Raw genomic sequence first — 13,232 nt, 5'->3', positions numbered from 1 at the left:
TTGTACATCCAACTACTTCTCGATGTCTTCAGTCAAGTGTGTTGCGGAAGCAAAGGATTCCAGCGTATATTGACCGTCCTGAATCAGTAACTTGGTGATGGAACACTCGGGAACGAGACGTTTCTGCTCAACCAGGAAATTCGGATGCCATCTGTTCAGTTCTTGTTCGGAAAACGTTTGCACCAGGAAATCGGTAATCAGACCGCCATGGGTAGCCAATACAATATGACTGCCGGTTGGCGCCTGTGTTGCCAGTTCGCCGAGCAAAGAGGCCAGCCGTGTGCCTGCCTGTTTGGCAGAGTCACCAACATGTGGAATGAACTCCGGGTCTGCGGTACACTGGTCCCACAAAGCTACAAATTGTTCGAAAGTCTGCTCGGGATCATCACCCCAATTCGCTCGCTCACGCAAGCGTGCATCTTCCGAGACGTCAGACCCGGTAAGGGAAGCAATGGCTTCGGCGGTTTCTTGTGCTCTCCGGAGTGGACTCGCTACGATCCGGTGGATGGGATACGGAGCTTTCGAGAAATGCCGGGCGGTCAATTGAGCCTGACGGCTACCTTCGGCAGTAAGTGGCACGTCTCCAATATCACTTTTTTTGACACCATGTCTGACCAGATAAAAGGTTGTACTCATCGCATGAAATCTCCTTCAACATTGGATTTAGAAATGGCAGATCATGATATAATGATTTTATACTAAGCTTATAGGAACTGAACGTTTCGATCCATTACAATTTGGAGGATATTAATATGAAAAAATTGTTTCTGTCATCTTCTTTTGTTGACACAGCAAGCTTGTTGAACACACTGGAAGAAACGTTAAACGGAAGGACCGTTACCTTTATTCCGACAGCTGCCGTTCCTGAACCATATGATGCATATGTACATGCGGGCAGGAAGGAGCTTGAGAAGTGGGGACTTATCGTACAAGAGTTGGAAGTATCCACGGCATCTTCTGAAGAAGTAGCAACCAAGTTGCAACAAAGTGACCTGATCTACGTGTCGGGTGGCAACACCTTTTTTCTATTACAGGAGCTTCGCAGAAGTGGAGCAGAGAAGTACATACAGGCTCACATCCAAGAAGGGAAAATATACATCGGAGAGTCGGCGGGTTCCATCATTCTCGCCCCGGATATTGCCTATGTGAAAGCTATGGATGATTGCGCGGTAGCACCGGACTTGTCCAGTTACGAAGGGCTGAATGCGGTTGATTTTTATCCCGTGCCGCATGTGGGTTGTCCCCCATTTGTAGAGTCGGCAGCTCAGGTTATGGAAGAGTATCAGTCCGCACTGCCTCTCGTGCCGATAACGAACTCCCAGGTTATTATCATGGATGGGGAGCAGTACCGGATTAGTAGCATCTAACGTCAATTTTAACGATGTTTATTCAAAAATAGAGCGAATACATCTGTACGCCATATCGCGCTTGGAGGGAGGTTGTAGAGATGGGGACAGGATCAGGATCAGTAACGAATCATACACCATCCTTTTCAGGCAGTCTTTTTCAGGAACGCCTTCGCACCGAAGATTGGGGTCCGCGTTTTTTCGCTTATTATTACAAACAATGGGATGATTATCAGATGTCCTACCACACTCATGACTCCACGGAAATTATGTACATCATTACGGGTATGTGCCGAGTGGATGTGAGGATGGCAGACGGAAGCTCGGAACAGGCGGTGTTGAAAAAAGGACAGTTCATCCTGCTGGATGCAGGGGTTCCCCATCGGCTGTTGGTGCAGGACGGCGTGCCGTGCCGAATGCTCAATGTAGAATTCGGTTTTGCGCGTACTGCATCTGGACAACTTACCATAAAGCAACTTGCGCAGGAAGAGGATACGGTTCATGCTTTTCTAACTCGATCTACTCCTTATCTTGTTTTGCCTGACCCGGAAGAAGTGTATCACACGATGAAAAGCCTGGTGCTTGAACTGGATCAGCGTGGTTTGCTGGAGCAAAGGCAAGTACAGACACAGGTACAGGCACAGGGGCAGGGACAGAAACAGGAACTGGAACAATCACAAGAGCAGACGAATTCTGGACCTCCTCCTGTACACATGCGGGTGATTCCTGCCGAAGAGCGAATGCTTCATCGTGAAGCCCGAAACCTGAGCTCCCCGGAGCAGGGAACGCTGGTACGGACCCTTTTTATCCAAATGCTCGTTCGGATTGCTAGGTTGCGAGGCGAGATGGAACGAAGTGCACTGGATCAGACAGAGCTCTATGTCAAACGTACGATTGAATTCATGCATCACAATATGGATCGCAGTATTCAGATGAAGGATATCGCGGCAGCAGTCAATTTACATCCAGGGTATTTGCACCGCATTTTCCGTAATTATATGCAATGGACTCCGACCGATTATTTGACGATGCTACGGATGGAGAAGGCCAAGATGTTGCTCCAGCAGACCAATATTCCGATCTCCGAAATTTCAGACTATGTGGGTGTGGGCAGTCGGCAGTATTTTCATATGCTTTTCAAAAAATATACAGGCATGACGCCTGTTCAATACCGGGATTCCATGGAGCGAATTCAGTGGAGTTACCCGGAGGAATTGGAGTAGAAGCAGGGCCGCCGTGCTGGAACAGGCGGGTAGAAACTAAATGTTGAACTGAAAGGGTATTCATGATATCCTTTGTTCAGAAGTAACCCATTGGTTGATAATGTAGTAGTAATTTAATATATTCAGGATTGTGACTGTTCGGCAGGCGATACCTAAATTGTTCGTAGTAAACATGAGTTGTGCATGTTACTGCTTCAATTTAGGTTTTTTTTATAGAAGATTTTGATTTTTCGAAGAATTTTATGGAATATTAACGGGACGAGCATGTGATGAGTTGGGGGTGATGCAGATGAAGATTAGGAAAATTTTTAATAACAATGTAATTTTACTGACGGATGATAACGGGCACGAAATGATCGTGATGGGAAAAGGGATCGGGTATAACAAACATAACAGTGATGTTATCGACTTTTCACAAGTAGAGAAAAAGTTCGTCGTTGAAAAAGCAACGTCTGACAAACTGATGGGGCTGATTGGTGAGATTCCAACTGAACATCTGGAGTTGTCGAACGAAATTATTGAATATGCCGAACAACAGCTTGCTCTCAAATTCAGTGACAACATCTACATCACCCTGACAGATCATATCAGCTTCGCACTGAGAAGGTTCCCTGAAGGCATCATTGTAAAGAATGCTTTGCTGTGGGAGATCAAAAAATTCTATGCGGCCGAATATGAAGTGGCCTTTAAGGCGCTCCACATTATTGAACAGAAAACAGGTGTGAAGTTGCCAGAGGATGAGGCGGGTTCCATCGCCCTTCATTTTGTGAATGCACAGCAGCGTGGGCAGGATATGAAACAAACCTATCAGATGACGAAGATTGTTAACGATCTAGCCAATATTGTGAAATACCATTTTGGAATCAAACTGGACGAAAACTCGATTAATTACAGCCGTTTCCTCACACATTTGCGTTATTTTGCGTACCGAATTCTTCATGATGAGCTGATTCCGGAGGATAGAGATTCTTTATACGATCATGTAAAGGATAAGTACCCCGAATCGTACGCGTGCGCGAAAAAGATTAGAAACTACCTGGAGATTAACTACGAGAAGATAACAACGAATGAGGAAATGGTTTATTTCATGATCCACATTCACCGGGTCACGAACCGTGAGCATGATCTGGCGGAAGAATGAAGAAATATGGATACAAACTTATACATTAGGGATTGTGACTGTTCGGCAGGCGAAACCTGAACTAAGGCTTGTGTATTGACTAAGGTCAGTAGACGAGCTTCAGTTCAGGTTTTTATTTTGTCATCGTAGTATGTCATGCGAATGCATGAAGTGAAGATCTGAATTGTAGTGATTATTCAAAGTATGGGGGGAACAACATGGATCATCTCAAATTAGCTCAAAACATTGTGGACCGCGTTGGAGGAAGGGAGAACATTCAATCGCTGACTCACTGCGCTACCCGTTTACGATTTGTCTTGAACGATAATCGGAAAGCCGATGCAGACACACTCGAAAACACAGCAGGTATCTTGAAGGTGGTTGAAAGCGGCGGACAATTTCAGGTTGTTGTAGGCAATGACGTATCGGAGGTGTACAAACATATCGTTGCAGAAGGGAAGTTCGATGGAGCAGGTTCTGGTGCAAGCTCTGAAAAAGAAAAGAAGAGCATTCGTTCAGCCATCTTTGGCCTGATATCGGGCAGTCTAACGCCATTAATCCCGGTATTTGCCGGAGCTGGTCTGGTCAAAGCACTGTTAATCGTTCTAGAAAGAGCAGGCTGGATTGCTGTGGATAGTGGAACATACGCGATATTGGCTGCTGCGGGGAACTCGATCTTTTATTTCTTGCCGATTCTGCTTGGGATTACGATTGCTAAGGTTCTGAATGTGAACTCTTATGTTGCAGCGGCGATCGGTGCCGCATTAATGGAGCCGAATTTTACGGCTTTGACAGCAGCGGGAACTACAACTCATTTTCTAGGCATTCCAGTATCGTTAATGAACTACGCTTCGTCGGTCTTTCCGATGTTTATCGCTGTTAGCATCTACGCGGTTCTGGAGAAGTTTTTGAAGAAAATCATGCACAAAAATGTGCAGTTGTTCGCGGTTCCGTTCTTCTCTCTTGTCATTATGGTACCGCTCACGGCCATGTTGATTGGTCCATTCGGGCAATATGTAGGTCAGTGGATTGGGGATATTGTTAATTTCCTGATTAACAGCAACTCTGTCATCGCAGGTATTATTCTGGGAGGAACGTGGTCCTTCCTTGTATTGCTTGGACTACACTGGGCAACGGTGCCTATTATTATGGGGAATCTGAGCGCTGGGGGCGATCTCATTGCACCTCTTGCGGCAACATCCGTTGCGGCTTCGATGGGGATTGGTCTCGGGGTATTCCTGAAAACAAAGGATAAAGATCTTAAGGCTTTAAGCGGTTCATCTTTCCTGTCTGCGATCCTGTCCGGGGTTACTGAACCTATTCTGTATGGTATCATTCTGCGTTATCGCAAAACTCTCATCTATCTGGTAGCCGCTGGAGCCATTGCCGGTGGATTGATGGGATATCTCGGTGTGAAGCTGATTGTGTTCAATTTCTTCCTCAATGTGTTCACACTACCTGCCCAGAGTCCGATGTTGTATTACATTATTGGAGTATTGACTGCGATTGCGGGCGGAGCCCTGTGTGTGGTGCTGTTTGGTTACGAGAGCAAGAAAAATAATCAGGTTGCTGAAGGTCTGAAGGTACAGAAAGACGAGAATAACCAGCAATCAGCATCTGGATCGTCCACGGCGAAAATGGAACAAAATGCGGCTGGGATCGACGCGAACGTTGCGATGGAAAGCTTGATTACGAGTCCACTCGAAGGAACGGTCATTCCGCTTCATGACGTGGAGGATGTCGTATTTTCCTCGGAGTCGATGGGGAAGGGCGTAGCCATCATTCCGTCCAAAGGTCAGCTGGTATCCCCGGTAGACGGCGTCGTGTCGGTCACGATGAAAAGTGCACATGCCATCGCAGTCACCTCGGATGAAGGTGTCGAAATTCTCATGCATATCGGCATAGATACGGTGAGATTAAAAGGGAAGTATTTTACTCAGAAGGTCCAGCAGGGAAACCGAATCCGTAAGGGAGAGGTACTGATTGAATTTGATATGGAGCAGATCCGGAACGAAGGTTTTAAGCTGACCACGCCAATTGTGGTGACGAACTCCGATCAATTCCGTGTTATTACGCCGTTGCTGTCAGAAGGAACGGTTGCTGTCACAGAGGAACTGTTATCTGTTCGATCCTAAATGGAAACAGAGAAAGGACGGAGCAAGATGAAGCTGATTGTTAATGCAGATGATTATGGCATCACGATGAGAGTGAGCGAAGGCATCATTCATGGAATGAAACAGGGTCTGATTACAGATACCTCGGCGTTGGTGAATTCGGTACATTTTGAAAAGAGTAGCGCTATGGCCCTTGAAGCGGGCATTACGGCTATGGGGGTTCATCTGAACCTGACGTTCATGACCCCTGTGCTGGAAGCTTCGGCTGTTCAGAGTATCGTGGACGAGTCGGGCCGTTTCTATCGAAAACCTGGACTTATTCCTTCGACCTATGATCCTGGGGAAGTACGCGCGGAGTTGAAGGCACAGATCGAGAAGTTTCTCGCTTCCGGGTTAACGTTAAATCATCTGGATACCCATCATGGGGTGAGTGTGAAAGATGCACAAATGCTTGACTTGGTCATGGAACTGGCTCAGGAATATAACGTTCCTATGAGAAGAGATGATATCTTATCTCCGGAGTTGAACGGCAAGCTTGTGGATGCGGGGATTCGGTCTACGGATATATTGTGTGGTGATCCGGCTATGCCTACTCTGCAGGAATCATGGTTGCGCGAGGTACTGAATCAGTATAAGGATACGGAAAATATCGTTGAGATTGCTGGACATCCAGGTTATGCGGATGATGAACTGCGAAGTATCTCATCTCTGGTAGAGGAGCGTGAGCATGATCTTGCGGTGTTGGTCAATCCAGCGCTACGGGAATATGTGGAGGAACAAGGGATTCAACTCATTAGCTACAGCCAGCTGTAGTGGAGGAGATGAGAAGAATCGAGAATAATATGAGATGAGAACAATCAAGAGATTAAGTTAGGATTTTTGACACTCTGCCTCCGAACAGGTCATGATTTTGATAACGCTCTCCATCTTACTGTTGCTACAATGAACCCATGAAGCAAGTCATTAACCGAAGCCGGAAGGTTCGGATTACGGGAGGACATGTATATGTCGTTCAAAGTAGCGTTTATCGGGGCGGGCAGCATTGGTTTTACAAGAGGATTATTGCGTGATCTGCTCACCGTACCGGAATTTAATAACATCGAGATCGCATTCTGCGATATTAATCAGCACAATCTCGACATGGTCACCGAGCTGTGCCAGCGGGATATCCGAGAGAATGGATTGAATATTCAGATTCAGCCGACAACCAATCGGAGAGAAGCGTTGAAAGACGCCAAGTATGTTCTGTGTACGATTCGTGTAGGGGGACTGGAAGCTTTTGCAACCGATGTCGATATTCCGCTCAAATACGGGGTGGATCAATGTGTCGGGGATACGCTGTGTGCAGGCGGCATTATGTATGGACAACGCGGGATTGCCGAGATGCTTGAGATCTGCAAAGATATTCGCGAACAGAGTGCGCCGGATGTGCTGCTCCTGAATTACTCCAATCCGATGGCGATGCTGACCTGGGCGTGCAACAAGTACGGTGGTGTGCGGACGATCGGACTATGTCACGGCGTTCAGCATGGACATCATCAGATTGCGGAAGTGTACGGGCTAGAAAAGAGTGAAGTGGATATTATCTGTGCAGGTATCAATCATCAGACATGGTATATTCAGGCGTCCCACAAAGGCAAGGATCTTACGGGTGGATTGCTGGAAGCTTTCGAGAAGCATCCCGAGTACAGCCGTACGGAGAAAGTTCGGATCGATATGTTGCGCCGCTTTGGTTATTACAGTACAGAATCCAATGGTCATTTAAGTGAATATGTACCATGGTATCGCAAACGTCCTGAAGAGATTAATGACTGGATTGACATGGGAAGCTGGATTAACGGTGAAACGGGTGGATATCTGCGCGTGTGTACCGAGGGGCGTAACTGGTTCGAAACGGATTTTCCAAACTGGATGAAGGATGATCCGATGCAGTATTTACCGGAGAAACGCGGCGAAGAGCACGGCTCCTATATCATAGAGAGCCTGGAGACGGGACGTGTGTATCGGGGTCATTTTAACACTGTGAACAACGGGGTGATCTCCAACTTGCCGGATGATGCCATCATTGAAGCACCGGGTTATGTAGATCGTAACGGCATCTCGATGCCGCATATCGGCGAACTGCCTCTGGGCCCAGCGGCGGTGTGCAATGTGAGTATTTCCGTGCAGCGCCTTGCGGTGGAGGCAGCAGTGCATGGGGACGATAAGCTGCTACGACAGGCATTTATGATGGACCCGCTGGTAGGCGCGGTTTGTAATCCGAAGGAAATCTGGCAGATGGTCGATGAGATGCTGGTTGCACAGGCGAAGTGGTTGCCACAGTACAGTGATGCGATTACAGCTGCAGAAGAGAGACTTGCTACGGGTGATCTTATTCCAACCAAGGCATACGAAGGCGCAGCACGTCTGAAGGTCAAAACGGTAGAAGAGATGCAACAAGATCGGGAGGCCGCGAATAAAAACGCAGGTGAGTCCGATAAAGGCAAGGACCGCGAGAAGGTACAGAAGTAGAGAGTGCAGAAACAAAAGTCATTATAGCAGGATAACAATAACCAGCGCAAAAGCATAAAAACAGCATGATAATGAGGCATAGATAACAGCGTGAATGAAGCGGAAAAGAAGAGAAACGAGGACGGAGCAGCATTAGAGCTGCTTCGTCTTTTTGTTGTGGGCACATAAAACCAATTACAATGCACAACATATTACCTTTACAGACATAGTAATATGTCTTATAGTATACTCAGAGTAAGAGGGAGAGCGGTGAGACGCACAGATGGATGTTCAAGTGATTAACAGTGACCTGATTCGGGGAAATATTGACCCCATTATTTTGAGTGTGCTTATTCCAGCAGACAACTACGGATATGGCATTATTAAGGAAATATATCGTAAAAGCGGGGAGCAGTTTGAACTCAAGGAGCCAACGCTGTATTCCAGTCTGAAACGGCTGGAGAAGAGTGGGTACGTGGAGTCTTATTGGGGTGAGGAGACGCAGGGTGGAAGGCGGAAATACTACCGGATTTCCAGCCAGGGACGTGAAGTTTATCAATTGCAGGTTCAAGCTTGGCATGCAGCCAAAACGTTAATCGATTGCATGATTGCCACCGGTGAAGAAGGAGATGAGTAAGGATGACGCTCGAGAGACGGATGAATCGGCATTTGGAGAGTTTATTTGCAGGTGCACAGGATACACTGGAGCATCGGGAGTTGAAAGAAGAAATTCGTAGCAATCTTGCCGCACGAATACATGATTATCTGGCCGAAGGCATGAGCGAGGAGCAAGCTTTCCAGACAGCGATACAGCATATGGATGGTATGGAACAATTCATGAGTGATTACCGGCATGTGAAACGTGTTCCTTATTGGACAGCGCTGTGGCAATCGACCTTGATCTACAGCCTGGTTGCCTGGATTATCACGATTCCTACACGAGTGATGTTAGGCGGTGCTGCTCTGAACAATCTGCTTTTGATCATTAGCCTGATTGTGGGCGCCGTTTATGTAGTTTATTTGATGAGCAACAGAGAGAATGGCAGTGGATCTTCCGATACAGAAAATACCACACGGATTCGTGTGGTAGTGTTGAAGCAGTGGCAACGCAGAGCATGGTGGCTGTGGGCGGCAGTCGTACTTGCGCTTTGGGGTACGCAGGTAGCATTGCGATTTGGAAGCAATATTTGGTTTGACCGACCCATTCAGGTGAATGGACCCTACCAGCTCGCTGTCATTTTGTTTACTTTTGCGTTACCGCTACTTAGTATCCTCATTCCTCTGGTCGTTCACCGGGCATACCGGATCGTTAGCAAATACGAAGTGAGTGATAACATATGAACGGAAAGAATCGGTGGATTGTTTCCTTATTTATTATCGGGTTATTGGGTCTTGTCGTGGTGGAAGGCTTCATTAATCCTAAAATTGCGGCAGATCAGAGTCGATATGAAGCCGAGCAGAATAGTCCGCTGACGCATGATTTTACGGCCTTGGCCAAATATCAAAATGCGTACATGGGGAATTTCTCGAATCTAAGTCATCTGAATCAGAATCTGCCGTTACATGAGCAGTTGGATGGCTATCAGCTGTTTCCTGAAACATTGACCGCTCAGATTAATTACAGTCTGAATACAGATGAGATGGATGCGGTGCAGCTTGATCGAATCCTCGTATATAACGCGCTTGCGAATTTTGTACTGATCGATAATCTGGAGCAGGTTGTCTACCAGTTCAAAGACACACGGGTTGTGTTCGACCGCAAGCTCGCGCAGCAATGGGCTGGAACAGAGCTTAAAGCGCTACAAAAGCCGGAGCGCTGGGATTCTATCGTTCGCGAGAAGCTGGTGGAACCGGCTGACGTGCGGGCTTTATTTTCACAAATTGTTGACAATTCTTAGGGTTGAATTCGCTGGAAATGGGCAAGGTGCTCGACTCTTCTCTCATGCTATGTTATTATAAGTCTCTGATAACGTGGTAACGAACTAAAGCGTTTGAGCTTGGTCATAGACATGGAGGGGTACGAGAGATGAGAAAGAAAGCAATTCTACTATTATTTATTAGCATATGTATGATCATTATGGCGGGCTGTTCCAGCTCGGCAAGTAAAGACGAGAATACGATCATTGTAGGGATCGACGATAAGTTTGCTCCAATGGGATTCCGGGATGAGAAGAATGAAATTGTTGGATTTGACATTGATTATGCCCGTGCAGCTGCGGAGAAAATGGGTAAAAAGGTAACTTTCCAGCCGATTGACTGGTCTTCCAAAGAGTCGGAGCTGAACAGCGGCCGGATCGATATGATCTGGAACGGATATACAATTACAGATGAGCGTAAAGAGAAAGTGCTTTTCACCAAGCCTTATCTGGAGAACAGTCAGGTTGCGATTACTCTGGCAGACTCCCCGATTACGAAGCTGGACGAACTGGACGGCAAAAATGTAGGATTGCAGGCACTGTCCTCAGCAGCAGATGCGCTGGCGGCAAGTCCTTTGAAGGATAAAGTTAAAGCCTCCGAATTCAAAGATAATGTACTGGCGCTGACTGATCTGAAAACGAAACGTCTGGACGCAGTCATCATTGATGAAGTGGTCGCAAGATATTATATGTCGAAGGAAGAAGGTACCTTCAAATTGCTAGATGAATCACTGGCGCCAGAGCAATATGGCATTGGGATCAAAAAAGGCAATGAAGAACTTCTCAATCAGCTGCAAAATGCGCTGGATGAGCTGAACACGGACGGCCAAGCCGCTGAAATCTCTAAGAAATGGCTTGGTGAGGATAAGGTTCTGAAGTAAGAAGAATCATTTAGAATTGAATTTGCGAATTTGAAAGTAGCCAGGTGAAACACACCTGACAAATAATGATGTGAGCTTTTCCCAGTTGGGGAAACTGTACTCACGAAAACGATGACCCCGTATTCCATGATGGAGCAATATGCTTCCAAGGAGTGCGGGGTTAACAGATTAGAGGAGAACTAATTCATGAATTGGGACTATATTTCAACGATTATAAAACCGATGCTGGAAGGTGCACAAACGACGATTTTCTTATTTTTACTTGCGATTGTGCTATCGGTCCCCCTAGGATTCGCGGTAACGTTGGCGATGCGGAGCCAGTTCAAACCGCTGGCTTGGATTGCACACACATACGTATATGTGATGCGTGGGACACCGTTACTTTTGCAAGTATTATTTTTCTGTTTCGGCCTTCCATTACTTCCGGTCATCGGAGAGTATCTGGTCTTTGATCGTTTCATTGCAGCGGCTATCGCATTTATTCTGAACTATGCAGCTTACTTTGCAGAAATCTTTCGGGGCGGATTGTTGTCCATTGATAAAGGTCAGCACGAGGCGGCCAAAGTGCTTGGACTCACGAAGTGGCAGACCATGACGAAAGTTATCATTCCACAGATGGTTCGGGTGGTGCTCCCAGCCACAGCGAACGAGGCCATTACGCTGGTTAAAGATACGGCATTGCTCTACGCTGTCGCTGTACCAGAGTTGCTCTATTATGCGCAAGCCGCAGTGAATCGGGATTTGCAACTCATTCCATTTTTCGTAGCGGCGATTATGTATTTGCTTATGACTCTGGTGCTTACCTTGCTATTCAAGGTTCTGGAGAAGCGCTTTTCGTATGAATAAATCAAATCTGTTCAATCAAAGGACTGTCTGCATATGACCTATAGTATAGAAGTAAATCAGTTGAAAAAATCATTTGGCACACTGGATGTGCTGAAACAGGTATCTTTTAACGTGGCGCCAGGAGAAGTCATTGCGGTCATCGGGCCTTCGGGTTCGGGGAAGAGCACGATGCTGCGCAGCCTGATCCACTTGGAGGATATTACAGGCGGAACGATTCGAATTCAGAATCAGACACTGGCGGATGACGGAAGGTACGTAGGTGCTGCAGAGATTCGGAAGATTACCGATCGTATGGGCATGGTGTTTCAGCATTTTAACTTGTTCCCGCATCTGACTGTACAGGCTAACCTGGAACTCGCACCGAAGACGTTGAAAAAGGAAAGTACCAAAGTCATTCGTAGCCGCAGTGCGGAATTACTTGCCAAAGTCGGATTGTCGGACAAGGCCGATGCTTATCCGGCGAATCTGTCCGGTGGACAGAAGCAGCGCGTAGCGATTGCCCGTGCCCTGATGATGCAACCGGACATCCTGCTCTTTGATGAGCCAACCTCAGCACTCGACCCGGAACTGACGGGAGAAGTACTTCGCGTCATCAAGCAATTGGCACAGGAAAACATGACGATGATGATTGTCACGCACGAGATGAGCTTTGCTCGTGATGTTGCGGATCGTGTCTTCTTCATGGACAATGGCGAAATTGCCGAGCAAGGTCCGCCGGATCAACTGTTCGGTGCACCCAAGCTCGCACGTACCCAGACGTTTTTAAAGAGAGTAGATATGGGAGAGTAACGGTGAAGCTTGATTTAAAACAGGTGCGAATGCCAAGCTCCCATGAAATCCCTTGGGGGATTCGCACCTGAGAATAGGCTGATTTGAACCCTTTTGGCATATTACCTTGAATATTTTAAGTGTTTTATATTAAGATGAAACTAATTAGTAGAAGAATTAAACGAGAACACGTAATAAAGTATACAATCTATGCTTTTATTACGTGTTTTTTCGCTGTCTCACTTTGTATGGAGTGTGTGGATTGAAATCCGTTATTTCCTTGGTATATTTTGTTCGATGTCACGTCGAACTCCATACGGAGTACCTGAATTGAACTCTGATTTTCTCGGCTTCGCTTACAACCAACACGCTAACGATCACAGAGAAGTTTATTTTGTCGTTTCGGCGACCTTTGGAATTCTAACGATCACCATGGACCAATGTCAAGAAAGTAGACACTTACGCGACGGATTTGTCCGTAAACTTCTTCGCAAAACGAGTAGGGGAAAGATAACCTAGCGCACCATG

General features: G+C 46.6%; 13 protein-coding genes. 12 read left to right on the top strand and 1 reads right to left on the bottom strand.

What is annotated here, in order from left to right:
* Nucleotides 1-12 precede the first annotated feature (12 nt).
* Entirely contained in the window at nt 13-636 is a 624-nt protein-coding gene (locus tag J2T16_RS25575; protein ID WP_090917686.1) for a histidine phosphatase family protein, read from the bottom strand.
* A gap of 116 nt (nt 637-752) precedes the next feature.
* On the opposite strand from J2T16_RS25575, the gene J2T16_RS25570 reads away from it, so the two are divergent.
* The 12 genes from J2T16_RS25570 (at nt 753) to J2T16_RS25515 (ending at nt 12,725) form a co-directional block, all read left to right on the top strand.
* Nucleotides 753-1,367, top strand: a complete 615-nt coding sequence (locus J2T16_RS25570; RefSeq protein WP_499019538.1) for a Type 1 glutamine amidotransferase-like domain-containing protein — start codon at nt 753-755, stop codon at nt 1,365-1,367.
* 80 nt (nt 1,368-1,447) lie between these two features.
* The gene (locus J2T16_RS25565; protein ID WP_499019537.1) at nt 1,448-2,569 is read left to right on the top strand and encodes an AraC family transcriptional regulator; all 1,122 of its coding nucleotides are present in this window, start codon (nt 1,448-1,450) and stop codon (nt 2,567-2,569) included.
* A gap of 289 nt (nt 2,570-2,858) precedes the next feature.
* On the top strand, nt 2,859-3,710 hold the full coding sequence (gene licT, locus J2T16_RS25560; RefSeq protein WP_499019534.1) for a BglG family transcription antiterminator LicT: 852 nt from the start codon (nt 2,859-2,861) through the stop codon (nt 3,708-3,710).
* 197 nt (nt 3,711-3,907) lie between these two features.
* Nucleotides 3,908-5,824, top strand: coding sequence for a beta-glucoside-specific PTS transporter subunit IIABC (locus tag J2T16_RS25555; RefSeq protein ID WP_499019531.1), 1,917 nt, complete (start codon nt 3,908-3,910; stop codon nt 5,822-5,824).
* Complete coding sequence (locus J2T16_RS25550; RefSeq protein ID WP_499019529.1) at nt 5,825-6,616, top strand: carbohydrate deacetylase; 792 nt, start codon at nt 5,825-5,827, stop codon at nt 6,614-6,616.
* Nucleotides 6,617-6,808: 192 nt separating this feature from the next.
* Nucleotides 6,809-8,314 (top strand): alpha-glucosidase/alpha-galactosidase, encoded by a 1,506-nt coding sequence (locus J2T16_RS25545; protein ID WP_336120983.1) that lies wholly within the window; start codon nt 6,809-6,811, stop codon nt 8,312-8,314.
* Nucleotides 8,315-8,576: 262 nt separating this feature from the next.
* A complete protein-coding gene (locus tag J2T16_RS25540; protein WP_154890693.1) occupies nt 8,577-8,930 on the top strand; it encodes a PadR family transcriptional regulator in 354 nt (117 codons plus the stop codon).
* Nucleotides 8,931-8,932: 2 nt separating this feature from the next.
* Nucleotides 8,933-9,634 carry a permease prefix domain 1-containing protein gene (locus J2T16_RS25535; protein ID WP_499019525.1) on the top strand — a complete coding sequence of 234 codons (702 nt, stop codon included), beginning with the start codon at nt 8,933-8,935 and terminating at the stop codon, nt 9,632-9,634.
* Nucleotides 9,631-10,191 carry a DUF4825 domain-containing protein gene (locus J2T16_RS25530; protein ID WP_336120981.1) on the top strand — a complete coding sequence of 187 codons (561 nt, stop codon included), beginning with the start codon at nt 9,631-9,633 and terminating at the stop codon, nt 10,189-10,191. The genes J2T16_RS25535 and J2T16_RS25530 overlap by 4 nt, the downstream gene beginning before the upstream one ends.
* Before the next feature lie 128 nt (nt 10,192-10,319).
* Nucleotides 10,320-11,090, top strand: a complete 771-nt coding sequence (locus J2T16_RS25525) for an amino acid ABC transporter substrate-binding protein (protein ID WP_090917704.1) — start codon at nt 10,320-10,322, stop codon at nt 11,088-11,090.
* Nucleotides 11,091-11,276: 186 nt separating this feature from the next.
* Nucleotides 11,277-11,936: an amino acid ABC transporter permease gene (locus J2T16_RS25520; RefSeq protein ID WP_090917706.1), complete on the top strand. Its 660-nt coding sequence runs from the start codon at nt 11,277-11,279 to the stop codon at nt 11,934-11,936.
* A gap of 33 nt (nt 11,937-11,969) precedes the next feature.
* The gene (locus J2T16_RS25515; RefSeq protein ID WP_499019521.1) at nt 11,970-12,725 is read left to right on the top strand and encodes an amino acid ABC transporter ATP-binding protein; all 756 of its coding nucleotides are present in this window, start codon (nt 11,970-11,972) and stop codon (nt 12,723-12,725) included.
* Nucleotides 12,726-13,232: the final 507 nt, after the last annotated feature.

The organism is Paenibacillus intestini, assembly GCF_030803945.1.
Classification (GTDB): domain Bacteria; phylum Bacillota; class Bacilli; order Paenibacillales; family Paenibacillaceae; genus Paenibacillus; species Paenibacillus polysaccharolyticus.
The sequence above is the reverse complement of the archived record's forward strand: the minus strand, read 5'-3'. Positions and strand labels throughout refer to the sequence as shown.

What these genes read in the sequence shown, in the direction of transcription:
- J2T16_RS25575 (WP_090917686.1), bottom strand. Translation starts at nt 636, where the DNA reads ATGAGTACAACCTTTTATCTGGTCAGACATGGTGTCAAAAAAAGTGAT.
- J2T16_RS25570 (WP_499019538.1), top strand. Translation starts at nt 753, where the DNA reads ATGAAAAAATTGTTTCTGTCATCTTCTTTTGTTGACACAGCAAGCTTG.
- J2T16_RS25565 (WP_499019537.1), top strand. Translation starts at nt 1,448, where the DNA reads ATGGGGACAGGATCAGGATCAGTAACGAATCATACACCATCCTTTTCA.
- licT (WP_499019534.1), top strand. Translation starts at nt 2,859, where the DNA reads ATGAAGATTAGGAAAATTTTTAATAACAATGTAATTTTACTGACGGAT.
- J2T16_RS25555 (WP_499019531.1), top strand. Translation starts at nt 3,908, where the DNA reads ATGGATCATCTCAAATTAGCTCAAAACATTGTGGACCGCGTTGGAGGA.
- J2T16_RS25550 (WP_499019529.1), top strand. Translation starts at nt 5,825, where the DNA reads ATGGAAACAGAGAAAGGACGGAGCAAGATGAAGCTGATTGTTAATGCA.
- J2T16_RS25545 (WP_336120983.1), top strand. Translation starts at nt 6,809, where the DNA reads ATGTCGTTCAAAGTAGCGTTTATCGGGGCGGGCAGCATTGGTTTTACA.
- J2T16_RS25540 (WP_154890693.1), top strand. Translation starts at nt 8,577, where the DNA reads ATGGATGTTCAAGTGATTAACAGTGACCTGATTCGGGGAAATATTGAC.
- J2T16_RS25535 (WP_499019525.1), top strand. Translation starts at nt 8,933, where the DNA reads ATGACGCTCGAGAGACGGATGAATCGGCATTTGGAGAGTTTATTTGCA.
- J2T16_RS25530 (WP_336120981.1), top strand. Translation starts at nt 9,631, where the DNA reads ATGAACGGAAAGAATCGGTGGATTGTTTCCTTATTTATTATCGGGTTA.
- J2T16_RS25525 (WP_090917704.1), top strand. Translation starts at nt 10,320, where the DNA reads ATGAGAAAGAAAGCAATTCTACTATTATTTATTAGCATATGTATGATC.
- J2T16_RS25520 (WP_090917706.1), top strand. Translation starts at nt 11,277, where the DNA reads ATGAATTGGGACTATATTTCAACGATTATAAAACCGATGCTGGAAGGT.
- J2T16_RS25515 (WP_499019521.1), top strand. Translation starts at nt 11,970, where the DNA reads ATGACCTATAGTATAGAAGTAAATCAGTTGAAAAAATCATTTGGCACA.